Genomic DNA, 25700 nt, shown 5'->3' on the forward strand with positions numbered 1-25700 from the left:
CGTCTCAAGCGGTCTATTCGCTAAACCACCTGCTCGTCGCCCCATCTATGTGTAAAAACAACCAGAAGTAAAAAAGCCGCCCGGTACAGGCGGCAAACAAGCAGTGTGTGCAATAAAACGACAAAAAGATAAAGGTCGATGAAAAAGGTTAGAAGTTGAAGCTTACCGTAGCGCGCACTACATCTTCTTCAAATTCTTTATTCGTAATTGGGTTAACTGTTGAATCGTTGATCTTACCGTAGTCAACCGTTAGACCAATCATACGCCAGTTAACCGTGCCGCCGATTGATGCGTAAACATTGTCGATGTTCATGCTTTTGCCAGCGTGATCGCCACTCTTGATGTCTACATCAGCATTGAAGTAGTTCAAGCCGATTTTAGGAATGATATCGAATTCAGCGATCTCGAAACGGTAACCAACATTCGCGTACATACCCCATGCATCTTGATCGCTACTTGCAGACATATCGATAGTGTCGTTACCAATAAAGAAGCCACCGCCAGTCACAATGTTATTGCCCACGTCACGGCTGTAGCCCAGTGCAAACATCTCGTGGTCACCCACAAATGTTGCACCGGCTTCAATCGAATTATTACGCCCTTCGGCTAGAGCTTGGCCAGAAGCCGCTAGTGTCGCTAAAGTCGTCAGCGCTAGAATGCGTTTTGATGTGATAGTCATCTTTACTCTCTCGGTTTGGATTTGCTTATTACCCTAACCATTTCTGAATATCGAAATTGAGGCTTAAAAAACTCATCACTGAGCTAACTTATGACTAACAATCCTGACACTTAGCGCATAATAAATAACTCTTCATGATAACTCTGATCAATGTTAAATTGATGCGCATCTAACTCTTTTTTCAGCGCTTTTGAAAAAACTTCTGGTCCACAAAAGTACATTTCATATTGATTCAAATTACCACACTGTAAAGCCACACGTTGCGCATTCAAACGTGGCGATTTTAGTGTATCAATTACGTGTAATTTAACCTTCGCTTCATGGGCAAGGTGCCATAACTCATCAACCAACTGACCATCTACACCGCGATCACAATAGAATAGATGAACATTCTGATGACTCGTTTGCGCTTTTAATGCTTCCAAAGCCGCAAAGAAAGAAGCAATCCCCACGCCCCCCGCGATCCATATTTGAGGTTTATCTATATCAAATGCTAAGCGACCATAAGGGCCTTCTACTGTCACCGTATCGCCCGGTTGTACTCGCTCATAAAGCCCGGTGGTGAAGTCCCCTAGCTCCTTGATTAAGAAGCGTAACTCGCTACTTTCAGTGCTTGATACAATCGTAAACGGATGGGCATCCTCATCACCAAATCGTAGGTAAGCAAATTGCCCCGCCTTATGGCCTTGCCAAGACGCATCTGGTGTGATGACCAACTCCATTACTTCTGCGTGTGGGAAATAACGTGTCTCGCTCACCACCGCCGTGTGTTTGTTGCGACGCCCCACAAAACCAAACAGACTATAAAGCGCGGCAATCGAACCGACGGCTGCAAACCCAACAGTAAGATAGTAAACAGGCTCACCCCAATACGCACGTTTCAGTAGCAAAACAGAATGTATCGCGATCAATAGGTACGCGACGCACATGAACCGATGAGAGAGTTTGAATGGCTTATATTTCACTGCGCTCCATAAAGAAACCACCAGCAAAACCAATAGCAAATAGAAGCCCCATTCACCAATACCTTGAGCAAAATCGCGCAAACCGTTAATCCAAATTTCAATATCAGAGAGGTTACTTGCAGGCCCTGCACCTGAGTGTTTTATCGGTTTTGCCAAAATACCCGACATCACCAACCACTTAGGTATTTGATACCAAAGCCAATGCGCCACCCCAAAAGCAACGCCCCCAATACCCAACCATTTATGAACGCGATACGCCTTGTCCATGCCATGTAGCCAGTTTTCGACCACAGTAAGGCGCATCGCCAAAACCATGGTGATTGACATCAGCATCAGAGACAGAATCCCTGAATATTGGATCATGGCCGATCGCCATTCAAAGACATTGGTTGAAGAGAAAATCTGCGGTTCCATCGCAAACCATAATATGGACATCGCGACGACCATTACCCAGATGATATTGCGGACTGTTTTCATGATTGGTTACTCGGTTATTCGACAACTTTACTTTAGCTATCCATGTGTAAAGCAACGTCAATCAGCGTAAAAACGGGTAAAGCTTGGTGTATGAAAAGATTCCTACAGAAAAAAGACAATAATCTAACAGTCATTAGAGTATTAACTCGCTATAGTTCGACTATATTCGCCTGAGTGTGAACCAAAATAAATAACACTAAGAAAATCAATAATGAAAAAGCTATTTCTGCTACTTGGATTGCTAGCCTGTTCGAGTGCAACGTACGCCGCCAAACTTAATGAAGACATCTCCGCAATTGAAGAGCATATTTCGGGTCGAATCGGTGTGTCTGTCTGGGATACTCAAACCGATGAGCATTGGGACTATAGAGGCGACGAGCGCTTCCCGATGATGAGCACATTCAAAACGCTTGCATGTGCAACGATGCTTAGTGACATGGATAATGAAAAGCTCGATAAAAACGCCACAGCCAAAGTAGAAGAGCGCAATATGGTGGTTTGGTCACCAGTAATGGATCGTATGGCAGGTCAAACAACGCGTATTGAGCATGCTTGTGAAGCCGCAATGCTGATGAGCGACAATACCGCAGCCAACATTGTTTTGCGTAGCATTGGGGGTCCACGCGGTGTCACTACGTTCTTGCGTTCTATCGGTGATAAAGCAACGCGTCTTGACCGTTTTGAACCAAGACTGAACGAGGCGAACCCGGGCGACAAGCGAGACACCACAACACCTAATGCCATGGTAAATACGCTGCATACGTTATTAGAAGGTGATGCGCTGTCCTACGAATCACGCATTCAATTAAAAATCTGGATGCAGGATAACAAAGTCTCTGATTCTTTGATGCGCTCTGTGTTACCAAAGGGTTGGTCGATTGCCGATCGTTCTGGCGCAGGTGGCTTTGGATCACGCGGTATCACAGCAATGATCTGGAAAGAGAATCATAAACCGGTTTACATCAGCATTTACATTACTGAAACCGATTTATCCTTGCAAGCGCGCGATCAGGTTATCGCTCAAGTGAGCCAGTTAATACTGGATGAGTACAATACTATTTAGCGCTCGCTAAATACTAAAAAACGGAGCTTTCGAGCTCCGTTTTTTATTGCAGGTAACCTTACCAGTAAGCAGGACTATCCAAACCTTTCACGCAAGAGGATGTCCCTTGGATTGGCGTCAGCTCACCAACAAGTGATTGTGCTAACCAACCATGTGGAAAGCTTAAAGTATGAGGCGCTTTGAATTGCGCTTCTGTCACTTGTTGGAAACCAACACGCGAGTAAAAGTTAGGGTCGCCATAGGTAAATACCAATTCGATGCCTTGTTGTTTCAGTTGCTCAAGGCCAAAGTTGATTAGGGCTTGTCCTACGCCTTTACCTTGGCACTCTGTTAGTGTTGCCATTGGCGACAACAAGTAGCCCACTTCACCATTCTCAAAGCGTAACGGTGTAAACAACACGCCTGAAATCAAGCGTTCATCTTGTTTCGCAACAAAGCCTTTAAGCTCTCGCTCAGGTGTCGTACTCAATAAATCGCCGACGAGCGAGCCGATGGTTTTGCCTTCTAGTTCGCCTTCAGAATCAGAAAAGGTTTGAGTAAACAAAGCGATCATCTCGCTGCTCATTACTCCCTCGTAAGGAGAAAGTGTGTAGTTTGCTTTTTGAGTGTTTTGATTTGTTGTTTCGTTCATTTTTCTATCAATCTTTTTGTAAGATATACATCTGATACGCCACTTCATTACCACGGCGTTTAACGATATCTAATTCAACTTGTATGTCTTTCAATGCTTGTGATGCTGGCATCTCAGCTTCCAAACTTTGCACACGCTCATCTAAAGGAACGTAATAGTTATCCCATGCCTGTTGGCTAATTGGGAACGTCTCTAACACTCGGTAGCCTGCTGCTTTCGCTTGCGCAATGCGCTTCTCAACGCTGCCCATATCTGGGTACTCTTTTTGCCAGAATGCCACTGTATCTTCGCTTGGCGTGTCTGTATTCCAAACCAAATCGCTCACCACTAAGATACCGCCGTCTTTAAGCAATGGTCGCCATGCTTTGAATGCGTTTTCCACACCCATGATGTAAGCACTGCCTTCCGCCCAAATTAGGTTGCTCGTCCCGTCGGCGAATGGCAGTTCAGTCATGCTGGCACACACCGTGGTGATATTGGCACTTAGGTCAAGAGCCTGAGCTTCGCCTTGCAAGCGTTGCAAAGACGGCTCGTCATTATCGACCGCGGTAACATGTGCGTGTTTTGCCAAAGTACGAGTCGCAATGCCCTGACCACAGCCGATTTCCAAGATTTCATCAGGTTGAGTTGGTAATAGGCTCAACGCTTTCAACGTATCTTGCTCTGAACCCGGCCCCCAAAACTCCAGGGCTTCATATACGCGGAAGAACTCCGCCATGTAGTCGTCGTGAGTATTCATGTCTTTTGATAACCAACGTAAGTGAAGGGCTTCTTTCTCGCTAAAACCTTGCGTCATCAGCCATTTCAAGTGCGCATCCGGCGCGACTTCATCCAACGATTCATGCCAATCGGTTAACGGTGTTTCACCAAGCAATGCCGCCAACAGCTGTCGCGATTTCTGCTTTTGCTCAATCTCTTCATCGAGCTGTTTGAGTCTTTCCAACATCAACTGGCGATCCACTTTGGCTTCTAGACAGGCTTTACATTCTTTGAGCGTCAGTCCACCGCTCTGCAATTGCTGGATCAAACGCAAGCGTTGCAGATCCGCATCGCTATACGCGCGGTAGCCGTTGCTTAACCGCTGCCCTTTGATGAGCTCAATCTTCTCGTAATAGAGCAATGTGGTGCGAGACAAACCCAGCATCTCTGCCAGTTCCGATATCCGATACATGTAATTTTCCTCAGCGCTGATGAAAGCATCTTAAACTGTAGAGTTATAGACAGGTCAACATGAATTGTAGAAAAAGATTCAAAAAGTAAAACGCCCACAATACGTTCGCATTGTGGGCATTTGTTTTTGTATTCTGTTCGTGATTAGGCGGCTACTTCACTAATCCTTGCTCAGCCAAGCGCGGGAAAACCTCATTGCGGAAAATTGTGCTTATCGCAATGTCATCCACGTTTGAAGAATCTACCCATTGGCATTCTTCAATTTCGTTGCTGGCAACCACCTCGCCCAAATAATCATTTACGAAGAACACATCCATAACCAAAGTAATGCCGTCTTTATCGTGTGCAGGCGCCTCAAAGCGGCCAAACAACGTTAAGGCATTTTCCGCCACGACAATGCTTACTTCTTCTTGCAGTTCGCGACATAACGCTTGCTCTGATGTTTCACCACTATCCAGTTTTCCGCCCGGCGCATAGAAGGTGTCTTTGCCTTTTGAGCGCAGCACCAACAGTGAGCCGTCTTTAATGATGATACCTGCTGACTTGTGCATCTTGCTTTCCTTCTAAGCGTTAGAGAAACTTCTCGATCATGACTTCATTGATGTAGTGGCCGTTAACCTTGGCGTGCTTCTTAGCAGTACCGACCACTTCAAAGCCATGTTTCAGATACGTTGCGAGCGCGTTAGGGTTGTCCTCTCGTACATAAGCAAACAACTTTTCATAGCCTTTGGACTTCGCATCAGCAAAGGTAGCGGTAAACAACGCTGACGCGACACCTTGTCGACGGCACTTGGCATCGACGAACGTACCGATAATACCCACATGTGCGAATGCCTTGGTATAACTGGCGAAAGGCTCTACGTTTTGGAAACCGAGCACGGCACTGTCTTCCTCATCCGCTTCTTTTACATTCAATGCTACATTGAACACACCCGTTTCAGGAAAGCTTTCAATGAAGCCTTCTTCCTCTTCTGGGGTAAAGGTCGTATCGAGAATCGTGTATAAGCCCTCTTCTATGATGGGATTGAGAACTTCGGTAATGCCTTGAGCGTGCTGTTTTTGTGCCTTTGTGACGACAACTTTCATAGTGTTTTTCGTTCTTTTTATAGGGATGAAATAGGAGCTCGATTATCTTCTATCTTGATCGTAAAACCAATGATCTAACGATCGTTCGATCAGTAAATACCCACTGGATAATCCTATAATTAACGCCCTATAAATAAACCACCGCTTCGATGTTGTTGCCATCAGGATCATAAAGAAAAGCTGCGTAGTAATTTGGCGCATAGTGTTCACGCAAGCCTGGCTCACCATGACAAGTAAAACCAGCCTCAATACCTGCTTTATGAAAGGCCTCGACGGACGCTTTGTCATTCGCTTTAAACGCAATGTGGCAAGGGGCACTTCGAGCCCCCTTTTCTATCAGGAAGCGCGTATTGGGTTCACCAACTAATCCAAAGCCTGCCGCTGCTTCGTCCGACCATTTTAACTCTATGCCCAAAGGGGTAAGCACCTTGGAGTAAAACGCGACACAGGCGTTAAAATCCACTACCTTAATTTCAAAATGATCAATCATACCAATCCCTATTTGATTGAATTTGTTCCATAAAAAAGACCACCTTAGTCAAAGGTGGTCTTGATTACGACGTCTATCGTTTTAGCGATAACAAACTTGTCGGTGATGCCTCAGCTTAACTTAAAGGACGGCCTTCATAATCGCCCGTCAGTGTTTTCAAGAACGCTTTGATGGCATCCACTTCTTCATCCGACATTTCTACTCCGACTTGGTATTTACCCATGTCGTAGATGGCTTTTTCTAGCGTATCGGCATGGCCATCATGGAAGTATGGTGCTGTCAGTTCAATGTTGCGCAAGGTTGGCACTTTGAACTTATGTTTGTCTTCTTTGTTACCAGTGAAGTTGTAACGACCAAGGTCTGCATCCGTCATGTCGGTACCACGGTCCGCAAAGTAATCCGCTTTCATGCCCATGGTTTCAAACGTTTCACCACCCATCGCTTCACCCGCGTGACAGGTTTGACAATCGTACTTCTTGAACAGCATCAAACCGTATTTCTCGTGCGAGTCCAGCGCCTTTGTATCACCCATCATGTATTGGTCGAAGCGGCTGTTTGGTGTGGTTAGGGTTTTCTCAAATTCGGCAATCGCATCCGTAATGTTGTTGCCATTAATCTCACCTGAGTAAACCTTTTGGAACATCGCCACCATGTCTGGGTCTTGGCTTAACTTATCGACGATTTCATCCCAATCCATAGAGCCCATTTCAATCGGGTTAAACGGAGGACCACCCGCTTGATCTTGCAGATCCGCAGCGCGACCATCCCAGAATTGCAGCTTGTTGTACACAGCATTAAAAACGGTTGGCGCGTTGATGCCACCCACTTGGCCATGAATACCAACAGACGTTACGAGTCGGTCCACGCCGCCTGTATCAAGGCTGTGGCATGATGCACATGAGACCGTATTGTCGCCTGAAAGTCGTGTGTCGTGGTAAAGCACCTTACCCAGTTCAGCCTTGTCTGCGTCGGTTTCAAACGTAGTGTAAATTGGTTGTAGAACTTTGGTTTTACGTTCTTCAGATACCGGTGATTGTGCGTGGCGCTCAGCACGCTTTTCACGAATCCATTTCAGTAGCGTGTGTTTTTCATCTTTCGACATACTTGCAGACCAGTGCATGGTCAGGTAAATCGCTGGCGGCATAGAATCGTCGTAGAGCACCTTCTCAAGACGAGCCAAAGCCACTTCAGAAACTGGATCGTTCTGCTTCACGTCATCCAGCAAGTTTGTCATGTCAAAGTGACGCATGGCCACTTTTACATCCGCTTCCATAATTTGTTTTGCCACTGGCATTTCAGAATAGAAAGGCATTTCACTGCTCGGCGTATGACAATAGCCACAACCTTTATCCGCCAATACCTTCATCGCTTGATAATCCAGTGTCGATTGATCTAACGAACTAAATTGCGTCAGATTTTGTTGAGCCACTTTTTTATCGTCTTGGTTCACCATATAGACTGTACCGAAGTACGCCACCAAGCCAACTCCTACAATCCCTAGCGTTATTTTCTTTTTATTCATCACTGTTCCCCTAAATCAGTTGGGGCGAAAGTTATTGAAATGACCATATTTTTAAAAATGGGAAAAAGGAATTGATATTAATCGAATATTTAGATGAGCAACGAATTTAACATCTAACTTTCGTAAAAACAGACACTTGGGGCAATAAGTAAAAAATACAACATAAAAACAACAACTTAAAACCACAACTTTTATTGATATGAGTCAAAAATGACGAGAGCACCAATATATTAATCAAACATATTAAATTCGATTAAAAATAATTCAGAACGAAATAAAGTAGGAATTTAGGAAGGAATAATAGGCATAAAAAAAGGCAGCTCGTGAGCTACCTTTTTTGCAAGTCAGCAAATTAAATTATGCTTTCTTAACATCTTTCGCTGGGTAAGTTAGTGTTGCTTCGCCAGCCTGAACGCGTACGTAGAAACCGCCGCTGCTTAGACCTGTAACAACCATTTCACCTAGATCGATACCTTTAGTAGCTACTACTACGTCACCGATTGAAAACATATTTAATACCTTGTTTATGTAGATTATGACCTTAAGTCGTTGGCGGTATTTAATCTGAAATCGCACCCTTAACCTAATCAGGTTTTTTGTCGTTATGATTAACTTTTGTTGTTGCGATAAGCCTTATATTTAAAGGCGTTACAGGGCTATGACGAAGATCGCTTTTACAAGCATAAACTCGCAGAAGTAAAGGGGAGATTTCCCCCTAATAGGCTAAGATGGCATGGTTATAGTCGCATTTAATTATGCTTTTTCTATCCGGAGATAGACGATGAAAAATGGTCTCACAATTCGTGCTTTAGAACGTTCAGACCTGCGCTTTATTCACGACCTCAACAATAACCGTAATATCATGACGTATTGGTTTGAAGAACCGTACGAATCCCACGATGAATTAGAAGAGCTTTACCGCAAACATATTCACGACGACGCCGAGCGCCGCTTTGTAGTGGAAGATGAACACGGCGTATTAATTGGTCTGGTAGAGCTGATTGAGATTAACTACATTCACCGTAGTGCTGAATTCCAAATCATCATCGCACCAGATCATCATCGCACCAGATCATCAAGGGCGAGGTTATGCCGAAGAGGTGATCAATCGAGCTTTGGATTATTCGTTCTCAATTCTTAACCTACACAAAATCTATTTGTTAGTTGCCTTAGACAACGAAAAAGCAATTCACCTCTACCAGAAGTGCGGTTTTATTGAGGAAGGTCATCTCGTGCAAGAGTACTTCATTAACGGTAGCTACCGCGATGTAAAACGCATGTACATTCTGCAAGACCAATACCGCGAAAAACTCGAGAACAATCAATAACAATAAAACAACGGTAAGCGAAAGCCTGCTTACCGTTGTTTTAAACTGATTTATTGGTTTTTCCAGCTGTAGCCAATGCTCAGGAAGTACAACGCTGGATCGTCAAAGCTTGCAATCGTGTTACCCGCTCGACCTTTCACTTCAGACGATTCAATCAAGGTCGCTTCGAAGGCAACTGACACCGTACTTGCTTCATCAATCTTGTAGTCAATACCTGTACCTAAACGGTAAGCATTGCCTGAAGGAATGGTGAGATCACCATTGGATTGATCTGCAAACATACTAGAGTCAAAAGCAAAACCAGCATTCCACATGACTTTGCTGTTCACCTTGTATTGAGTACCAAGTGCAATTTGGTAAGTGTCTTGCGTCTCAACATCCATCAGCGTTTGGTACGCGCTCCAATCTTGCCAGTTCAAGTTACCCATCACCGCCAGTTTGTCGTTGAGCTCATGGTAAGCGCTGAACACCAACTGCTGAGGCGCAACGGCACTGGTCGAGAAGTCTTTATCGTCGAATTCGAACTCAGTTTCATTCGAGTAAGACAGACCTAAGCGAGTGCCGGAATTCAACTCATACAGCACACCAACGCGGCCATTAACTTGGGTGTCTGTATCTTCAACACCACCAGCGATGGTCGTACCGTCAACTTTCACATCCATATCTAAAATGCCGTAATGGATGCCCAATGCCGCACCTACAGACCATTGATCGTTAATACGGTAAGAAGCAGAAGGCTGAACGGTCAAGGTTGAGTGATCGCATTAGGTATATCGATACGATTAAACAACTTGTCGTACTCCAACCCTAATCCATAGTTACCATACATACCGATACCAAGCGTCCACTTATCGTTCACCTGTTGGCTATAAAATGCAGAACCAAGCGGGACGTAGCCAATGATATTCCCAGCATCACCGCCACCAACCGTGTCCAGCGTGGTATCGCCATACAAGCTGATCAGATGGCCGGAAAATGACTGGCCTGCCACGTTAGACAAACCCGCGGGGTTCGCCGCCATGACCGAAGCATCCTGCGCCCTTGCGGCCATGCCCGCAGAAGCCAAACCGATATCAGTAGTGGAAGTCTCGTACAAGTACAGACCTCCTGCTTGCGCTGCTGCACACGAGAGGAGGGACCCCGCAACAACGATTTTGGTAAGATTTTTCATATTATATTTATTCCACTTGAACTAACTGAATGCGTTATCCAATCCCCATCAAATAAAGGTCTGCAAACAAACGTTGGATAAGTTAGGGATAGTCGATTAAACGCTGTAGAAAACTAAGAGGAAGAATAATAGGAAGCTCTATCACCTATGGTTATATGCGTTATAACCTTGTTATTAACTGGCTGAGATAAAACAAAAAACGCAGCCCGAAGACTGCGTTGTGATTCATTGACAAATGAACTTAAGCCCAAGCTTGAAGCTAACCTCTCACTTACAATTTTTCGACGCCCATATTGAACAAAGTGAAGCTGTAAACATCCGCGGTTTTCTCGATAATTTTACTAGTCGGTGTACCTGCACCATGACCTGCATTGGTTTCGATTCGAATCAACGTTGGGTTTGTACCTGCTTGTTTCGACTGCAGCTCGGCCGCAAATTTGTAGGAGTGCGCTGGCACCACCCGATCATCATGATCGCCTGTAGTGACCATGGTTGCTGGATACTTAACACCCGCTTTGACGTTGTGTACTGGCGAGTAACCTTTGAGGTAATCGAACATCTCTTTACTTTGCTCTGCGGTACCGTAGTCATAAGCCCAGCCCGCTCCTGCCGTGAAGGTGTGGTAGCGAAGCATATCCAATACACCAACTGCCGGCAGTGCCACTTTAAACAGCTCTGGGCGCTGCGTCATCACTGCCCCAACGAGCAAGCCGCCGTTCGAGCCACCATTAATCGCAAGCTTGTCTGATGAGGTGTAGTCTTTATCGATAAGGAACTCAGCTCCGGCAATAAAGTCATCAAACGAGTTTTGCTTCTCTAACTTGGTGCCAGCATTGTGCCACTCTTTACCGTACTCACCACCACCACGGATGTTCGCAACAGCGTAGATTCCACCCATTTCCAACCATGCCGCTCTGCTTGGACTGAAGTAAGGCGTCAGACTGATATTGAAACCACCATAACCATACAAGATCGTTGGCGCTGTGCCGTCCATCGGTGTGCCTTTCTTGTAGGTAATGATCATCGGAATCTTGGTGCCATCTTTCGACTTGTAGAACACCTGACGAGATTCAAATTGTGCCGGATCGAATGGCGCGTTCGATTTGTGGTAAACCTCGCTGTCACCCTCTTTGATGTCTAAGCGATAGGTCGTGCTTGGCGTCTTGTAGTTGGTGAAAGAGTAGTAGACTTCAGCGTCTTCTTTCTTACCCCAAAAGCCGTAAGCACTGCCGATGTCTGGTAGCTTGATTTCACGAATGAACTTGCCGTCCATGTCGTATTGTTTGACCATCGAAAGCGCGTCAACAATGTAGCTTGCGAACAGGTAACCGCCCGCTGTTGATGGGCTAAGCACGTTATCAGTTTCAGGAATTAAATCTTTCCAATTCTTTGGCTCAGGGTTGCTCGCGTCCACCGTCACTACACGTTTGTTTGGCGCATCTAAGTTAGTGACCAAATACAGCTTGGTGCCTTTGCTATCAATCACCCAAGTATCAGAATTGGTGTCATCCAAAATGGTTTGCAGCGGACTGTCAGGCTTGGTCAAGTCTTTCAAGAACAGTTTGTTGCCCGACGTTGACGTACTTGCTGAGATAAATAGGTAACGTTGGTCGTCCGAAGTGTAACCGCGAACGTATCGGTGCTTCTCAGTCTCTGTACCGCCGAAGACTAGCTTGTCTTCACTCTGCTTAGTGCCTAGCTCGTGATAGTAAAGCTTATGTTGGTCGGTTTTTGCCGAAAGCTCGCTGCCTTCTGGCTTGTCGTAACTTGAGTAGTAGAAACCTTCATTCCCCAGCCAATTTACGCCGCTGAACTTAATATCCACCAGCGTCTCACCGACAGGCTTTTTGGTCTCGGCATCAAGCACAATCACTTTGCGCCAGTCGCTACCGCCTTCTGAAATGCTGTAAGCGACTAAAGAACCATCTTTGGTGAAACTCACGTTCGCCAGCGAAGTTGTGCCATCTTCACTAAAAGTATTTGGATCGAGGAAAATTTCTGGCTTGCCATCATCGAGTTGGCGGTAAAGCACATCTTGGTTTTGCAAACCGTCGTTTTTGTAGAAATAGGTGTATTTCCCTTCTTTGAATGGACGCCCTAACTTCTCGTAATCCATCAACTGAGTTAAGCGTTCTTCAATCTGGTGACGATAAGGAATTTGCGCCAAGTAATCGAACGTGACTTGGTTCTGTGCTTTGACCCAATCTGCGGTTTCTTTGCTGCGGTCATCTTCTAACCAGCGGTACGGGTCACTGACCTTGGTACCAAAATACTCGTCCACTACATCGACTTTCTTTGTCGTTGGGTACTTCACCGCCATTTTGTGCACGTGTTCAACCAATTCCTTTGTTGAGTCTTCGGCATAAGCACTCGGCAATATGCCCGTCATCGCGAACGCGGTCACCAATGCTAAGGTTTTCTTTTTCATAGACTTCCTTTTCTGTTTTTGTTTTGTGTAATGCATCAAGCATCTTACCTATATCGGAGAAATGATTCTAATCGTCTGAATAAAGCTGTGAATCCACGGAGATAAAGTGAATTACTTTGCCCCGTGAGATAGACACTCCTCGTTTATCGCTGATTGGTGTTAGCTCAGTTCAATGCAGCGAGACACACCCGACTCCGCGGCAAAGTCTTGGTCATGACTGATAAGAATAAAACCGCCTCGGTAAGCATTTAATGCCTGAGCGAGCATGATTTTCGAATCTAGGTCGAGATGATTATCCGGCTCATCCAAGAGCAATAAAGGCTGAGTTGGTTGATGACTGACAATCAGCATCGCGAGCTTCATTTTCTCCCCGCCGCTTAATACATTCCCCAAACGAAATACACTGTCTCGACGAAAGCCAATACCTGCTAGTAATGTTCTGGCATCGCTTTCTTTCATCCCCTCACAATGTTGCGTCAAGTTTTCCAACATGGAGAGTTCAGGTTGTATCGCACCAAAGTGCTGGTCGAGGTAATAAAGCGGCGTATTGACTTGCTGCTCACCACTTTGCAATGAGAACTCGCCCAACAGGGTTTTCAGTAAGGTCGATTTACCGCATCCATTTTTGCCCAGCAAATGTACCTTATCATCCGCATGAACTTGCGCAGTAATAGGTTGAGCAGCCCCAAATGGCAACACGGCTTCTAATAACGATACGACTTTTCGTGAGCGACTTTGACTGTCTGCCAAATACAGTTTTTGCCCTTTGATTTGCTCTTTACGCGCTCGTAAGCTTTGCTCTTTCTCTTGTAGATGCGCTTGGCGAAGTTGCTCATTCTTATTGCGACTGGCAGCTCGGGCTGTGGCTTTGTCTTTCATTCCATCAAGTAAGATCTTTGGCTGACTGCCATCCTTTCTCAACTTGTTACCTTGAGCCGCTCTTTGCTCCGCTTTCTCGCGATTGCGCTGAGCTTGTTCTTCCAAATGTTTCTTTTGCTTTTCGACACTGGCTAATTGGCGTTCCACCGCTTGCAGTTCTGTTCGCTTTTGCTCGGCATACACATCGTAATTACCCCCAAACACTTGCAAACCTAAACCGGATAGCTCCCAGGTTTCTTCCATCTCGCGCAGCAATTCTCGGTCGTGACTGATGAGCAAAATCGCGCCTGAGAAACTGCGCATCGAGTCAATCAACCACTGCTTGGCGTGCTTATCGAGGTGGTTCGACGGTTCATCAAGGATCAGCAATTCCACTTCGCTGTCGAACAACTGCCACAGTTGCAAACGCGTTAACTGTCCACCACTCAATTGCGAGCAAGGAAAGTCTGGCTGTGGCGGTAAGCCCATATCTGTAAGCTGCTTAGCAAGTTGAATCGGCAAATCCCATTGTTCGCCCACTACCTCAAACAAATGTTCAGAGCAATCGCCCATTTCGATCTGCTTGATAGCGCTCAGTACCTTGTCCTTTGCTAAAAACTGGGCAATCGAAAGGTCGCCACCTAACAAGTGCGATGGTTGCTGACGATATACTGCAAATGACCTTGGTACGTTCACCGTGCCACTGGTCGGGGTTTGCTCACCGCTGAGTATCGATGCAAACACCGATTTTCCAACACCGTTGCGTCCGACGAACCCAACACGACGTTTGGTCATAGAACATGAGATTTGCTGAAACAGTGTTTCGCCGTTACCAAATTGATGACTGATATTGTAAGCCTGTAAAACTGGCATAATTTGCCTCCTGTATAACAGGGACAACAGCCGTAGCTTGAGATAAATCTAGAGATGAGATCGATGCAATGACACTCGCCCATAAAAACGATTCAAACAGAAGCGAGATGATTGCAAAGAAATATCGGAAAGTGAGCTACGCCTACTAACCCTGTAAATCCAAAAAATAAAATGAGAGTTGGATGACAGGTTTAGTTGTTCATGTTGGCGTAATCTCCTAAAGAAGTGATGGGCGAAGTCTAAAGGTTTTCTTGTATAAAAAGCAAGCGACTTCTGTCACTAGCGAGGTCTAAGAAAAACGAATTCAAACACAGGAAGTGAACTAAATTCTATCACTCGCCGTAATAGCCAGAGAGTGACACACCAAGGGAAACGGCTATGAATCTTTTGATTGAATCAGTCGAGGGTGGTATCTACCTCGCTTACAACGTAGAAAACCAGACAAGATCACTGATATTAAATGAAAACAAAAGCCCGCTAACGTTCGCGAGCCTTTGTGAAGCAAGGGATCATTTTCGTGGCAGCAGCTACTCATCAGCAAAACTGGTTCACCTCAATGCTTCAGATGAAATGTGCGGCGAGAAAATACGCTGTGACATGCCTTTAGAGATTGAATTGAGCTGGTACTAATACTGGCTCTTTTTTTTATTTTTATCAATGCCTTCCACTTGCTCTGCTGATGATAATTTGCCAAAACTTTTTTGAGCAATTTCGGGATCTTAGCAACACATTTTTTCGCCAAGACATACTATGCTATTAGTAACGTATTCCACAAAAGGGCATGGTTATGAAATACAAACATATCCTAGTCGCACTGGAACTGTCTGATGAGAGTACTGTGTTGATTGACCGCGCTGCATCTATGGCGAGTTATCTCGGCTCCGAGATATCATTTATCCATATCGACGGTACTCATGGTGAGATTTATCGTGAGCTTGTTGATATCAAAGCGGACCCAGATCAAAGACCGCTGAATGAGCACTCTATGGAGTGTTTGAGATCCTTCAGCGATTACATGGAGCAACCGTTGAAGCACTTCTTTGTCGGCACCGGTGACTTGGCAGACAAACTAGAAGTGACCATTAAAGAACAAGAAGTAGACCTACTGATTTGTGGTCACCACCAAGATTTCTGGAGCAAGATCATTTCTTACTCAAGACATCTGATCAACAAGTCTCCGGTTGATATTTTGGTTGTGCCTATCCACGACTAGGCTGAACAGACAGCGGAAAGTAGCGACGCGAGAGATAGCCAAAAGATAATCGAAAGCCGCCTGTGATGGCGGCTTTTTTGTGTTCTTTTATTAGTTACTGAAAACGCGATCGAAATAACTAAGCGGAGCCACCTTAGTATTGGCTCTGCGCTGCCATTTACTGTTGTTCGCCACTAGCCACTTTTGCTCCGAGTTAGCCAAAATCGCTTGGCTCACTTTGGCTTCTCGCAATTCATGTTCCATTGCGAACGGCTGAGTATCCATCGTTGTGCTGCCAAGGTTGATCATGTCGGAATGCGACTGCGCGATGTCGGTCACGCCTGCACAACCAATAATGCCAATATCCGCCGAAAACTGGCCATAAAACTGCTCTGCAGAGCCATCTACCACGTCGCGATCGTTAGTACGAATACGCCCACCGGGAATCCAAGTTTCAATATTCTCAAAGTGAGAAAGAATGTGTGCCGCTTCGAAGTTATTCGTCACCACACGAAGCTCGCTGTGGTTCGCCAAACGCTCGGCAATCAACGCGATAGTCGTGCCGATACCCAAAAATAAAGTCGCCCCGTTCGGGATAGCTTTGACCACTTCATCGGCGATGGTCTGCTTTTCTTGTTGATTGGTCACTTGGCGAGAGGCATAACTGCGGTTGCTTAAGGTAGCAGGCAATCCGACACCACCATGATGGCGTCGGGTCAGTCCTAATTGGCAAAGCTGATTGATGTCACGTCGAATGGTTTGCGTCGTGACTTCAAAGCGTTGAGCAAGCTCTTCTATCGAACAATATTCTTGCTGATGAACCAGTTCAATGATGCTTTGCTGGCGGACATTTAGGTTATTCATTCAGTGCGGGTTCTCGTTTGGCTGAAGGCACTTCTACTTTGTAACGTTGCGGGATGTCGGTAATCATCATATCCACTCCCCACTGCCAATGTGCTTCAACTAATTGGGGAAAGTTCGGTGTATAGCAAAACAGCTGGTAGCCAAACTGCTTGATCTGCTTCGCTTGTGACTCAGTTAAAAAGCGGTAATCACAATGCACACTGTAAGCATCGATGTGTTGCAACACGATAGAAAAATCGTCTGGAATCTCTTGCCATAACTGCCCTCTTCTCACTTCTGGCAGGTAGTTTCTCATCGTCATCAAGGCTTCAGTGTTGAAGCTAGAAAAGAGAATGGCATCCGCCTCGACGTCCAAACGCTCAATGACCTGTGCAACCTTTTCGCACAGCAGATCAATTTCATCGCCTGAGTAGATCTTCAATTCAATATTGAGCTTCACGCCCGCTCTCGAAGTGAGCTCAAGCGTCTCTTCTAAACTAGGAATATGTTCGCCTGCGAAGTCATCGCCAAACCATAAACCAGCGTCCAACAATCTTAATTCGTGCCAAGTCAGCTCTTTGACTTTGCCTCGGCCGTTAGTGCAGCGGTTTACGGTGTTGTCATGAATAACCACAGGAATGTTGTCAGCACTGAGCTGAACGTCGATTTCAATCCATTCGCAGCCGAATTCAATGGCGCGTTGTATTGCCGATAAGGTGTTTTCTGGAGCCAAACTGGATAAGCCACGGTGTGCCGTTAGTGTCATTTTTTATTCCGTCTTTTTCATTTGTTTTCAAATGAACTATCTCAGCCCTCAATGACGATTTGATTACAAAATCGTGACGAAAATAATGCTCAAATAAGTTCATTTTTCTGTAACTAGATCGTCATTTGACTCATTTAATGTTCATTTGAATTTTTTTGAAGCGGATTCATTATCAAAGTGAACATCCGCAAGGAATCAACCTGTTCAAATCATCTATGAAAAGGAATCATTATGGCTATGAAACACCTCGCCGGACTTGCTGTCGCAGCGGCATTGATCAGCACACAAGCACAAGCAAAAACTGAGGTTGAGTGGTGGCATGCAATGGGTGGCGCGCTAGGTAAAAAGGTCAATGAAATTGCCGCAGACTTTAACGCAAGCCAATCAGAATACGAGATCAAGCCAGTTTACAAAGGCAGTTACGCAGAAACCATGACAAGTGCTATCGCTGCGTTTCGTGCAAAAGAACAACCTGCAATCGTGCAAGTGTTCGAAGTCGGTACAGCCACCATGATGGGTGCAGAAAAAGCGATTTATCCAGTTTACCAATTGATGAACGACACCAAAGAACCGTTCAATCCAGATGATTACCTTGCGGCAGTAACGGGTTACTACACCACCAACGACGGCAACATGCTTTCACTGCCATTTAACAGCTCTACACCAGTGCTTTACTACAACAAAAATATGTTCGAGAAAGCAGGCATCACAAACCCGCCTAAAACGTGGAAAGAGATGGAAGAAGTGTCTCGCAAACTACTGGCGTCTGGCGCAAAGTGTGGTTTCAGCACAACGTGGCAATCATGGACGCAAATCGAGAACTTCGGTGCGCGTAACAACGTTCCTGTGGCCAATAACAACAACGGCTTTGCTGGCCTAAACACAGAATTCAAGTTCAATGATTCAGCCTTCGTTCGACACATTGACCAAATGGGCAAGTGGTCGAAAGAAGGCATCTTCAAATACGGCGGTCGCCAATCTGATGGTATGCCACTGTTCTACACCCAAGAGTGTGCGATGACTATGGGGTCTTCCGCTGGTCTGGCTGGCATCCAAGAGAACATGAAAGACGTTGATATCGGTGTAGCGCAACTGCCTTACGACTCCGAGTTGGTAGCTAAGCCACAAAACACCATCATCGGTGGCGCATCACTTTGGGTTCTGCGTGGTCATTCAAACGAGGAATACAAAGGTGTGGCAAAGTTCTTCTCTTACCTTTCTAGTGCAGAAGTTCAAGCGGATTGGCACCAGTTCACTGGTTACCTACCAATCACTAAAGCGGCTTACGAGCTAACGAAAGAGCAAGGCTTCTACGCTAAGAATCCTGGCACCGACACAGCCGTTCTGCAAATGACCTCGACAGAGCCTACAGAAAACTCAAAAGGCATTCGCTTCGGTAACTTCCTGCAAACACGTGACATCATCAATGAAGAGCTAGAAGCAGTCTGGGCAGGCAAAGCAACGGCACAAGCTGCGCTAAACAATGCGGTTCGTCGCGGTGACGAGCAATTACGTCGCTTTGAGCGCACGCAGAAGTAACGAACATTAATAACGAACAATAGTGCGCTGAGTCTTATTCACATAACCACTCAGGTACGCACTCTCCCCGCCCCCTTTGGGTGGGGAATTCGTTCACACACCTTGCCTGTTTTACTTTGGTATTTGTATGTCCTCACCTGTTGTTTTTAAACACAAATGGCTTCCGGTTGCGTTGATTGCACCTCAGTTGTTGATCACCTTGGTGTTCTTCATCTGGCCGGCAGGACAAGCCATTTTCCAATCTTCACAACTTGAAGATGCTTTCGGTATGAGCCGTGAGTTTGTGGGTTTAGAGAACTTTGAAAAGCTCTTCCATGATCCACTGTACCTAGATTCGTTAATGACCACGCTGCAATTTAGCATCAGCGTTGCGGTGCTCGCGTTGGTCAGTGCGCTTATCCTTTCCGCTTTTGCCGAGCAAATCATCCGCGGTGCAACCATGTACCGCACATTCTTGATTTGGCCTTATGCGGTCGCTCCGGTTGTCGCGGGTTCGCTGTGGTTATTCCTATTCGACCCAACCATCGGTGTGATGACTGAGTTATTGCATCTGTTTGGCGTTGACTGGAACCCAACGCTCAATGGCACCCATGCAATGTGGATGGTGATCATCACCTCGACTTGGAAGCAAATCAGCTACAACTTCCTGTTCTTCCTTGCGGCGCTTCAATCGGTACCCAAGTCTCTGCACGAAGCCGCTGCCATTGACGGAAGTGGTCCAATCAAACGCTTTATCACTATTAGCTTCCCACTAATTTCGCCAACCAGCTTCTTCTTGTTGGTCGTGAACTTTGTCTATGCGTTCTTTGATACGTTCGCCATCATTCACGCGATGACGCAAGGCGGCCCGAGTAACAGCACTTCCACCTTAGTTTACAAAGTCTACAACGATGGTTTCATCGGGCTGGATTTAGGCTCATCGGCCGCTCAATCCGTGATTCTGATGATCTTGGTCGCTTCCCTGACAGTGATTCAATTTAAGTATGTTGAGAAGAAGGTAGCGTACTGATGGTAGAAAGAAGACCGTTTTTTAATCTGTTTTGCCATGTCATTTTGATTCTTGGCATCATTTCGATTGCGCTTCCGGTTTGGATTGCAATCGTAGCAACTACCCATGAGAACAGCGCATTCGCTACTGGCACTCCATTGTGGTTTGGGGACTTGGGTTTTAGCGTATTTACTGACTTGTTGAGTAACGACACTCAGTACAACAACAATACTTTGCCGATTGGCAGTATGCTGCTGAACTCTTTCATTATGGCGATGTGCATTACCATCGGTAAGTTGAGCATCTCCAACCTATCCGCGTATGCGGTGGTGTTCTTCCGTTTTCCGGGGCGAATGCTGGCGTTCTGGATGATCTTCTTCACGCTGATGTTACCCGTTGAAGTTCGCATCATGCCGACGTTTGAGGTGATTACGAACCTCAACATGCTCAACTCATTTTACGGCTTAACCATTCCGCTGATTGCCAGTGCGACAGCCACTTTCTTGTTCCGTCAGTTCTTCTTAACGGTACCGAATGAGTTAGTGGAAGCAGCACGAATTGATGGCGCAGGACCGATCAAGTTCTTCTTCGATATCTTGTTGCCTCTGTCGCGTACCAACATCGCGGCACTGTTCGTCATCACCTTCATTTACGGCTGGAACCAATATTTGTGGCCGCTTTTGATCACCACCGACGTGCAGTACTACACCATCGTGATGGGCATTAAACAGATGCTCGGAGTGGTTGATGGTGTGATCGAATGGAACAAAATTATGGCCACCACCATTATCGCCATGTTGCCACCAGTAATTGTGGTAATTGCAATGCAAAAAGCCTTTGTTAAAGGTCTGGTAGATTCGGAGAAATAAATGTCCACGTTAACTCTTTCAAATATCGCTAAATGTTATCCGAACGGCTATCAGGCGATCCAAAAACTCAATCTTGATATCTGCGACGGTGAAATGGTCGTGCTGGTTGGCCCAAGTGGCTGCGGTAAATCCACCCTACTTCGCATGATTGCAGGTTTAGAAGAAATCAGCTCTGGTGAGCTCAAGATCGACACCACAATCGTCAACGATCTCGAACCTGGCGAGCGCGACATTGCCATGGTTTTCCAGAACTACGCCTTGTACCCACATATGACGGTGTACAACAACATGGCCTATGGTCTGCGCAACCGCAAAACACCGAAAGCAGAAATCGAACGATTGGTTCACGAAGCAGCAAAGATGCTGGAGTTGGATCACCTACTCGACCGTAAACCGGGACAGCTTTCTGGCGGACAACGTCAACGTGTCGCGATGGGACGCGCAATTGTGCGTGAACCAAAGGTGTTCTTGTTTGACGAGCCTCTGTCTAACCTAGACGCCAAACTGCGTGTGCAAATGCGTTTAGAAATTAAGAAGCTGCAACGTCGCCTTGGTACCACGTCAGTTTACGTTACTCACGACCAAGTGGAAGCAATGACGCTTGCAGACAAGCTTGTTGTCTTGAACAAAGGCAATGTCGAACAAGTTGGTACACCGCTAGAGATTTACGATAACCCTGCTTCTCTGTTCGTCGCGACCTTTATTGGCTCACCATCCATGAACATCTTAGATGGCAATGTTAGCGTTGACGGCATTACGATTGGCGATGCACTGCTTCCTACATCCACAACAAACTTGGATTTAGGGGGAGTGAAGCTAGGTCTTCGCCCGGAGCATTTACAAATCAGCCGAGATAACCCATGGTTGCAGGTAGAAGTCGAATTGATTGAATCGCTCGGTGCCGATCTGTTGCTTTACTGCCGCACAGAAGGCGGTAATTCACAAAAACTGGTTGTTCGTGTTGAGGGACATACGCCAATTCAAATTGGCGATAAACTTGGTCTGGATATCAAACCAAAGCATGTTCACCTTTTTGAGGCCAACACAGAAAAACGCATCGAGTGTACACTGGCCCCAGCGAAATCATTGCAAGATGTCAGTGACGAAAACCAAGCAATCAATCCTCAAGTAAACAAGCAAGGAGTGGTGAATGCCTAACCCGTTATCAGAGCTCAACTTGGAGAGTCTGAAACAGATCGAATGGCTGCTGACCGACGTGGACGACACGTTGACTTGGCAAGGTAAACTGCCACCAGAGACATTAGTTGCGCTAGCCGAGCTAGAGCGTGTGGGCGTAAAAGTGGTCGCAGTCACAGGCGCCTGCGCTGGTTGGTGTGACCAAATGGCAAAGATGTGGTCACTGCATGGTGTAATTGGTGAAAATGGCGCGTTTTGGATGAGAAAAGACGCGACAGGATTCAACACCACCTTTGCCCGTCCGGCAGAAGTGATGCGCAAAGAACAGTATGCATTGCAAGAAAGCATTGCGGGCATTTTGGCAGAGTATCCTGATGTCGAGTTCAGCCACGATCAGAGCTTTCGTTACTGCGACGTGGCGGTGAACATCACACAAGATAGAGCGCCGGTCCCTCCTTCTACAACAATGGAAATCCTCAATCGCATCGTGAATTTGAATGTGGAATCTCACCCCGTCAATGCAACATTGAGTTCAATTCACATAAATGCGTGGGTGGGCAATCATAGTAAGCGCACTAGTGGTGAAGCCTACATTAGGCAGCTCAATAATGGCGAGTTGCCGAGCTTAGGGCACATCACGTATGTGGGTGATTCATTGAATGATGAAGGCATGTTTGAATGGTTGCCAACAACCTTTGGCGTGAACAACATTCGCCCTTTACTGGCGAAACTGAACCATCAACCAAGCTTTTTGACTGAGGAAAATGGTGGCTTTGGGTTTGCACAGTTAGCAAATCTTATCGTCAAAGCGAAAAGACAGTAACAAGCTAAAGAAGACGCTAAATAACTAAAAAAAAGACACTCAATCCAAATATCACCATGGAGGGGGGGAAATATATTCGGATTGAGTGCAAAGAAGGAGTAAAGACTGCGGCGGATTGCACGAGAAAATCAAACTCTCAATCTTTATTAAGCACTCCAACGAGAAAAATAATATCGCTTTTTGATGTATTTATAATTAGCAGTTATGAACTTTATTCACCGTAAGTGCTTAAAAAACTCCCATATCTAAATACCTCTCAAGCCCTTGCTATACCTAGTATTTATTCATGTTAAACGAGTCTCGATGCTCAGAATGGCCAAGTCCGCAACAAAAATTGCTTGTTGTCCTCACTAATTATTTTTGTTTGTCGCATCCAGAAGCAGCCCATATTATCCGCAACACAAGGGATAACCTTCCTTGAGCTCTTTAACAATCAAATGCCGTACTTCCTCATCTGGCCACTTTCCTACTCATGTAAAAATTCCCTTTTGATTCTCATTTTCTAATTTTTACAACCACTGAGCAGAGCATTTAACGCTGTGTTCAACATTACAGTCTATTCATGTAGGAAATCATCGTGGATAAATATCAAGCTGCATACGCTAAGCGTCTAGAAAAACTGAAGTGCAATCGTTCACCAAAAGCTGTTGCACGTATTTCGGCGTGGGATGCATTTTTTAACAAAGAATACGAGATGCAAGATCTAGAGTCTCAAATGGCAGACTCAGCACGTCATCACTATGAGCAATCTGACGTTAAAAATGAAATCAGCTTTGGTTCATTCAAACGCGCATTCTATAAAGAATCGATCGTGATTTATGACCTAACCGATGGCGCTTCAATTCAGAAAGTATTCACACCGCTACTTGTGCTAACAACAGCATGGGTACTGTTTGTGTGTTTTACCCAGTAATTGAAGAACCCGAATTCATTAAGCAATAGAAAAACGATTGGTAGAGAGTTTAAGGATGAAAGGAAGAAACATTGCGGCATTTGCCATTGTGGTGGCAGCATTTGCGTTTGGTTATGGCTTTAAATCCTACCAAGAAGCAAATGGTGTCATTTACCCAACCTTTAAGAAGGAGTTTAATCTCTAATGCCTAAGATTACCCTTCTGCTACTCGCAACGACTGTCGCCATGGGCGTTACCGGCGCTGCATTCTGTGTTGGCATTACGTATGCGTTTACACAGCTGCCAATCGAACAGATTCTATCGAGCTTATAAAAAAGTAGAGCATTTCGGTGCTCTACTTTTTTGCTATTCGAGACTCAATATCTGAGTGTAGAAACGAAAAGCGCAATCAAAATTCTCTGTTCATCTTCTGTAAGCAAGCAAACAAAATCGCCTGATGATCCGGGTCGATATTACGCGTTAAGTCTTGCACCAAATCTAAATGCAGCTGATTGTGATGACGGTGAATCTCCTCACCAGCAGGAGTGAGCTTCACTACAATTGCGCGGCGATCTTCTGGATGCGGACAACGCTCAATAAGCTCCGCTTTTACCAGTTTCTCAATTTGAACCGTTAACGTGCCTGTTGTAATACCGAGCTTCTCCGCCAGTTCTTTCATACGCAACGCACCATGCCCACCTAACACTTCAATCGTGTGGATTTGAGCCAGTGAATAACCCGTGCCTTTTACTACAGATTGCTCCCAAGAAGACATTTTGTCATAGAACTCGGTAAGCGTTTGATTCAGCTTTTCTAATTCGCGCATCACTCAGTCGTTTGAACTTCCAAAGTTAGGTGGTGAATCTTATCAAATTTACTCAATAATTGCTTAAATTCATCCAGCGTTTTGTCGCTGTGATTTTTTAGCGCAATTGCCGCAGAGTAATGGTGACCACTCACCTTCCAGATGTGCAAATCAACAATCTCAGCATAAGGTGCAAGCGTCTCTGTAATCTCATCTCGGTAAGACTTGTTGATGCTCTCATCCAACAACACTGGCGCTGTTTGCTTCATTAAACCCAAAGTCCATTTACCAATCACAACGGCACCAACGATCCCCATCATGGCATCCAACCAAATCCAACCGTAAAACTTACCGACAATCAACGCGACAATCGCCAACAGAGACGTCAACGTATCCGCCAGTACGTGGAAATACGCTGCGGTTAAGTTGTGGTCGTGATGATGTTCGTGATCGTGTCCGTGGTGATCATGATGGTCATGCCCATGATGATGGTGATCTTGCAGAAGCAGCATGCTTGCAAGGTTTACCACTAAACCAATCACCGCCACCATAATGGCTTCGTTAAACTGAATGCTTTCTGGGTTGAAGAGACGATGAATCGACTCGACCATCATCATCAATGCCACAATCCCTAACGCAATCGCACTGGTAAAACCGCCGAGCACACTCACCTTACCCGTACCAAATGAGAAGCGGTCATTATGGGCGTTTTGTTTCGCGTAGCGGTAAGCAAACAAGGTGATACAAAATGCCGCTGCGTGTGTCCCCATATGCCAACCATCTGCTAGCAATGCCATTGAGCCAAACATGGTTCCGGCAGCAATCTCCACCACCATGGTGGTCACGGTTAGGATCAATACGTAGAGCGTGCGTTTTTCACCCTTCTGGTTATGAGAAACGAAATCATGTGAGTGTTGCGATACAGCCATTGAGACACTTACCTTCCAATTTTAGTTTGATTATCAAATTATTTGATTTTAATTTAATTTGACAATCAAACAATGTCAATATGGAAAGTCAACATCACCAAAAGATCATGATCGTGGTGTTAATGAAGAATAGGAATAGGAAAAAAACGCAGAGGGAGATGAGAAAGAAACACGGG

The 25700-nt window shown here is 45.5% G+C and carries 26 protein-coding genes and 2 pseudogenes; 12 read left to right on the top strand and 16 right to left on the bottom strand.

Features of this window, described 5'->3' with window-relative positions; all coding sequences use genetic code 11:
- Nucleotides 1-148: 148 nt before the first annotated feature.
- Both KHO06_RS23940 and KHO06_RS23945 read right to left on the bottom strand, forming a co-directional pair.
- A complete protein-coding gene (locus KHO06_RS23940; protein ID WP_045419079.1) occupies nucleotides 149-679 on the bottom strand; it encodes a hypothetical protein in 531 nt (176 codons plus the stop codon).
- Between the two features lie 110 nt (nucleotides 680-789).
- Nucleotides 790-2121, bottom strand: a complete 1332-nt coding sequence (locus tag KHO06_RS23945; protein ID WP_212582698.1) for a ferric reductase-like transmembrane domain-containing protein — start codon at nucleotides 2119-2121, stop codon at nucleotides 790-792.
- A 211-nt stretch (nucleotides 2122-2332) separates the two neighbouring features.
- Between KHO06_RS23945 and blaCARB the strand changes: the two genes are divergently transcribed.
- Entirely contained in the window at nucleotides 2333-3184 is an 852-nt protein-coding gene (gene blaCARB, locus KHO06_RS23950) for a CARB/PSE/RTG family carbenicillin-hydrolyzing class A beta-lactamase (protein ID WP_045372481.1), read from the top strand.
- Nucleotides 3185-3242: 58 nt separating this feature from the next.
- On the opposite strand, the gene KHO06_RS23955 is transcribed toward blaCARB, so the two are convergent.
- The 7 genes from KHO06_RS23955 to KHO06_RS23985 form a co-directional block, all read right to left on the bottom strand.
- On the bottom strand, nucleotides 3243-3815 hold the full coding sequence (locus KHO06_RS23955; RefSeq protein ID WP_212582699.1) for an N-acetyltransferase: 573 nt from the start codon (nucleotides 3813-3815) through the stop codon (nucleotides 3243-3245).
- 7 nt (nucleotides 3816-3822) lie between these two features.
- Nucleotides 3823-4986: a MerR family transcriptional regulator gene (locus KHO06_RS23960; protein ID WP_212582700.1), complete on the bottom strand. Its 1164-nt coding sequence runs from the start codon at nucleotides 4984-4986 to the stop codon at nucleotides 3823-3825.
- 151 nt (nucleotides 4987-5137) lie between these two features.
- Nucleotides 5138-5536, bottom strand: a complete 399-nt coding sequence (locus KHO06_RS23965) for an NUDIX domain-containing protein (protein WP_212582701.1) — start codon at nucleotides 5534-5536, stop codon at nucleotides 5138-5140.
- Between the two features lie 19 nt (nucleotides 5537-5555).
- Complete coding sequence (locus KHO06_RS23970) at nucleotides 5556-6071, bottom strand: GNAT family N-acetyltransferase (protein ID WP_212582702.1); 516 nt, start codon at nucleotides 6069-6071, stop codon at nucleotides 5556-5558.
- Between the two features lie 127 nt (nucleotides 6072-6198).
- Nucleotides 6199-6561, bottom strand: a complete 363-nt coding sequence (locus tag KHO06_RS23975) for a VOC family protein (RefSeq protein WP_212582703.1) — start codon at nucleotides 6559-6561, stop codon at nucleotides 6199-6201.
- Nucleotides 6562-6676: 115 nt separating this feature from the next.
- On the bottom strand, nucleotides 6677-8083 hold the full coding sequence (locus KHO06_RS23980; protein ID WP_045380062.1) for a cytochrome c peroxidase: 1407 nt from the start codon (nucleotides 8081-8083) through the stop codon (nucleotides 6677-6679).
- A gap of 357 nt (nucleotides 8084-8440) precedes the next feature.
- A complete protein-coding gene (locus tag KHO06_RS23985) occupies nucleotides 8441-8593 on the bottom strand; it encodes a hypothetical protein (protein WP_005426336.1) in 153 nt (50 codons plus the stop codon).
- Between the two features lie 271 nt (nucleotides 8594-8864).
- Between KHO06_RS23985 and speG the strand changes: the two are divergent.
- A pseudogene (gene speG / locus KHO06_RS23990) lies at nucleotides 8865-9411 on the top strand (spermidine N1-acetyltransferase).
- A 50-nt stretch (nucleotides 9412-9461) separates the two neighbouring features.
- Here the strand turns inward: speG and KHO06_RS23995 are convergent.
- From KHO06_RS23995 to KHO06_RS24005, 3 genes and pseudogenes are all read right to left on the bottom strand, one after another.
- A pseudogene (locus KHO06_RS23995) lies at nucleotides 9462-10582 on the bottom strand (outer membrane protein transport protein).
- A gap of 271 nt (nucleotides 10583-10853) precedes the next feature.
- Nucleotides 10854-13010: a prolyl oligopeptidase family serine peptidase gene (locus KHO06_RS24000; RefSeq protein ID WP_212582704.1), complete on the bottom strand. Its 2157-nt coding sequence runs from the start codon at nucleotides 13008-13010 to the stop codon at nucleotides 10854-10856.
- 159 nt (nucleotides 13011-13169) lie between these two features.
- Nucleotides 13170-14741, bottom strand: coding sequence for an ATP-binding cassette domain-containing protein (locus tag KHO06_RS24005; RefSeq protein WP_212582705.1), 1572 nt, complete (start codon nucleotides 14739-14741; stop codon nucleotides 13170-13172).
- Nucleotides 14742-15119: 378 nt separating this feature from the next.
- Here KHO06_RS24005 and KHO06_RS24010 point away from each other — a divergent pair, with 378 nt between their 5' ends.
- Both KHO06_RS24010 and KHO06_RS24015 read left to right on the top strand, forming a co-directional pair.
- Nucleotides 15120-15371, top strand: coding sequence for a DUF6482 family protein (locus KHO06_RS24010; RefSeq protein WP_005426417.1), 252 nt, complete (start codon nucleotides 15120-15122; stop codon nucleotides 15369-15371).
- Nucleotides 15372-15528: 157 nt separating this feature from the next.
- The gene (locus KHO06_RS24015; RefSeq protein ID WP_105065768.1) at nucleotides 15529-15954 is read left to right on the top strand and encodes a universal stress protein; all 426 of its coding nucleotides are present in this window, start codon (nucleotides 15529-15531) and stop codon (nucleotides 15952-15954) included.
- Nucleotides 15955-16044: 90 nt separating this feature from the next.
- Here KHO06_RS24015 and KHO06_RS24020 read toward each other — a convergent pair whose 3' ends face one another.
- On the bottom strand, nucleotides 16045-16797 hold the full coding sequence (locus KHO06_RS24020; protein ID WP_105065767.1) for a DeoR/GlpR family DNA-binding transcription regulator: 753 nt from the start codon (nucleotides 16795-16797) through the stop codon (nucleotides 16045-16047).
- Nucleotides 16790-17542, bottom strand: a complete 753-nt coding sequence (locus tag KHO06_RS24025; protein WP_212582706.1) for a glycerophosphoryl diester phosphodiesterase — start codon at nucleotides 17540-17542, stop codon at nucleotides 16790-16792. The genes KHO06_RS24020 and KHO06_RS24025 overlap by 8 nt, the downstream gene beginning before the upstream one ends.
- A 231-nt stretch (nucleotides 17543-17773) precedes the next feature.
- On the opposite strand from KHO06_RS24025, the gene ugpB reads away from it, so the two are divergent.
- The 8 genes from ugpB to KHO06_RS26795 all read left to right on the top strand — a co-directional run bounded on the left by ugpB (nucleotide 17774) and on the right by KHO06_RS26795 (nucleotide 24123).
- Nucleotides 17774-19081: a sn-glycerol-3-phosphate ABC transporter substrate-binding protein UgpB gene (gene ugpB, locus KHO06_RS24030; protein ID WP_005426429.1), complete on the top strand. Its 1308-nt coding sequence runs from the start codon at nucleotides 17774-17776 to the stop codon at nucleotides 19079-19081.
- Nucleotides 19082-19208: 127 nt separating this feature from the next.
- On the top strand, nucleotides 19209-20090 hold the full coding sequence (ugpA, locus tag KHO06_RS24035) for a sn-glycerol-3-phosphate ABC transporter permease UgpA (protein WP_038889730.1): 882 nt from the start codon (nucleotides 19209-19211) through the stop codon (nucleotides 20088-20090).
- The gene (gene ugpE, locus KHO06_RS24040) at nucleotides 20090-20938 is read left to right on the top strand and encodes a sn-glycerol-3-phosphate ABC transporter permease UgpE (RefSeq protein WP_212582707.1); all 849 of its coding nucleotides are present in this window, start codon (nucleotides 20090-20092) and stop codon (nucleotides 20936-20938) included. The genes ugpA and ugpE overlap by 1 nt, the downstream gene beginning before the upstream one ends.
- Nucleotides 20939-22096: a sn-glycerol-3-phosphate import ATP-binding protein UgpC gene (locus KHO06_RS24045; protein WP_212582708.1), complete on the top strand. Its 1158-nt coding sequence runs from the start codon at nucleotides 20939-20941 to the stop codon at nucleotides 22094-22096. It begins immediately after the preceding gene.
- Entirely contained in the window at nucleotides 22089-22898 is an 810-nt protein-coding gene (locus KHO06_RS24050; RefSeq protein ID WP_212582709.1) for an HAD-IIB family hydrolase, read from the top strand. Before KHO06_RS24045 ends, KHO06_RS24050 begins: the two co-directional genes overlap by 8 nt.
- Nucleotides 22899-23475: 577 nt before the next feature.
- A complete protein-coding gene (locus KHO06_RS24055) occupies nucleotides 23476-23811 on the top strand; it encodes a hypothetical protein (protein ID WP_212582710.1) in 336 nt (111 codons plus the stop codon).
- A 55-nt stretch (nucleotides 23812-23866) separates the two neighbouring features.
- The gene (locus KHO06_RS26790; RefSeq protein WP_005426337.1) at nucleotides 23867-23995 is read left to right on the top strand and encodes a hypothetical protein; all 129 of its coding nucleotides are present in this window, start codon (nucleotides 23867-23869) and stop codon (nucleotides 23993-23995) included.
- The gene (locus KHO06_RS26795; RefSeq protein ID WP_005426395.1) at nucleotides 23995-24123 is read left to right on the top strand and encodes a hypothetical protein; all 129 of its coding nucleotides are present in this window, start codon (nucleotides 23995-23997) and stop codon (nucleotides 24121-24123) included. The genes KHO06_RS26790 and KHO06_RS26795 overlap by 1 nt, the downstream gene beginning before the upstream one ends.
- A gap of 76 nt (nucleotides 24124-24199) precedes the next feature.
- Here KHO06_RS26795 and KHO06_RS24060 read toward each other — a convergent pair whose 3' ends face one another.
- Together KHO06_RS24060 and dmeF are read right to left on the bottom strand one after the other, a co-directional pair.
- Nucleotides 24200-24616, bottom strand: a complete 417-nt coding sequence (locus KHO06_RS24060) for a MarR family transcriptional regulator (protein WP_012129855.1) — start codon at nucleotides 24614-24616, stop codon at nucleotides 24200-24202.
- Entirely contained in the window at nucleotides 24616-25524 is a 909-nt protein-coding gene (dmeF, locus tag KHO06_RS24065) for a CDF family Co(II)/Ni(II) efflux transporter DmeF (RefSeq protein WP_045419060.1), read from the bottom strand. The genes KHO06_RS24060 and dmeF overlap by 1 nt, the downstream gene beginning before the upstream one ends.
- Between the last annotated feature and the right edge of the window lie 176 nt (nucleotides 25525-25700).

This window comes from Vibrio sp. B1FIG11 (assembly GCF_905175335.1).
GTDB lineage: Bacteria > Pseudomonadota > Gammaproteobacteria > Enterobacterales > Vibrionaceae > Vibrio > Vibrio campbellii.

Bases quoted from the DNA above. Each gene is read 5' to 3' on its own strand.
- KHO06_RS23940 (WP_045419079.1), bottom strand. From the start codon at position 679: ATGACTATCACATCAAAACGCATTCTAGCGCTGACGACTTTAGCGACA.
- KHO06_RS23945 (WP_212582698.1), bottom strand. From the start codon at position 2,121: ATGAAAACAGTCCGCAATATCATCTGGGTAATGGTCGTCGCGATGTCC.
- blaCARB (WP_045372481.1), top strand. From the start codon at position 2,333: ATGAAAAAGCTATTTCTGCTACTTGGATTGCTAGCCTGTTCGAGTGCA.
- KHO06_RS23955 (WP_212582699.1), bottom strand. From the start codon at position 3,815: ATGAACGAAACAACAAATCAAAACACTCAAAAAGCAAACTACACACTT.
- KHO06_RS23960 (WP_212582700.1), bottom strand. From the start codon at position 4,986: ATGTATCGGATATCGGAACTGGCAGAGATGCTGGGTTTGTCTCGCACC.
- KHO06_RS23965 (WP_212582701.1), bottom strand. From the start codon at position 5,536: ATGCACAAGTCAGCAGGTATCATCATTAAAGACGGCTCACTGTTGGTG.
- KHO06_RS23970 (WP_212582702.1), bottom strand. From the start codon at position 6,071: ATGAAAGTTGTCGTCACAAAGGCACAAAAACAGCACGCTCAAGGCATT.
- KHO06_RS23975 (WP_212582703.1), bottom strand. From the start codon at position 6,561: ATGATTGATCATTTTGAAATTAAGGTAGTGGATTTTAACGCCTGTGTC.
- KHO06_RS23980 (WP_045380062.1), bottom strand. From the start codon at position 8,083: ATGAATAAAAAGAAAATAACGCTAGGGATTGTAGGAGTTGGCTTGGTG.
- KHO06_RS23985 (WP_005426336.1), bottom strand. From the start codon at position 8,593: ATGTTTTCAATCGGTGACGTAGTAGTAGCTACTAAAGGTATCGATCTA.
- KHO06_RS24000 (WP_212582704.1), bottom strand. From the start codon at position 13,010: ATGAAAAAGAAAACCTTAGCATTGGTGACCGCGTTCGCGATGACGGGC.
- KHO06_RS24005 (WP_212582705.1), bottom strand. From the start codon at position 14,741: ATGCCAGTTTTACAGGCTTACAATATCAGTCATCAATTTGGTAACGGC.
- KHO06_RS24010 (WP_005426417.1), top strand. From the start codon at position 15,120: ATGAATCTTTTGATTGAATCAGTCGAGGGTGGTATCTACCTCGCTTAC.
- KHO06_RS24015 (WP_105065768.1), top strand. From the start codon at position 15,529: ATGAAATACAAACATATCCTAGTCGCACTGGAACTGTCTGATGAGAGT.
- KHO06_RS24020 (WP_105065767.1), bottom strand. From the start codon at position 16,797: ATGAATAACCTAAATGTCCGCCAGCAAAGCATCATTGAACTGGTTCAT.
- KHO06_RS24025 (WP_212582706.1), bottom strand. From the start codon at position 17,542: ATGACACTAACGGCACACCGTGGCTTATCCAGTTTGGCTCCAGAAAAC.
- ugpB (WP_005426429.1), top strand. From the start codon at position 17,774: ATGGCTATGAAACACCTCGCCGGACTTGCTGTCGCAGCGGCATTGATC.
- ugpA (WP_038889730.1), top strand. From the start codon at position 19,209: ATGTCCTCACCTGTTGTTTTTAAACACAAATGGCTTCCGGTTGCGTTG.
- ugpE (WP_212582707.1), top strand. From the start codon at position 20,090: ATGGTAGAAAGAAGACCGTTTTTTAATCTGTTTTGCCATGTCATTTTG.
- KHO06_RS24045 (WP_212582708.1), top strand. From the start codon at position 20,939: ATGTCCACGTTAACTCTTTCAAATATCGCTAAATGTTATCCGAACGGC.
- KHO06_RS24050 (WP_212582709.1), top strand. From the start codon at position 22,089: ATGCCTAACCCGTTATCAGAGCTCAACTTGGAGAGTCTGAAACAGATC.
- KHO06_RS26790 (WP_005426337.1), top strand. From the start codon at position 23,867: ATGAAAGGAAGAAACATTGCGGCATTTGCCATTGTGGTGGCAGCATTT.
- KHO06_RS26795 (WP_005426395.1), top strand. From the start codon at position 23,995: ATGCCTAAGATTACCCTTCTGCTACTCGCAACGACTGTCGCCATGGGC.
- KHO06_RS24060 (WP_012129855.1), bottom strand. From the start codon at position 24,616: ATGCGCGAATTAGAAAAGCTGAATCAAACGCTTACCGAGTTCTATGAC.
- dmeF (WP_045419060.1), bottom strand. From the start codon at position 25,524: ATGGCTGTATCGCAACACTCACATGATTTCGTTTCTCATAACCAGAAG.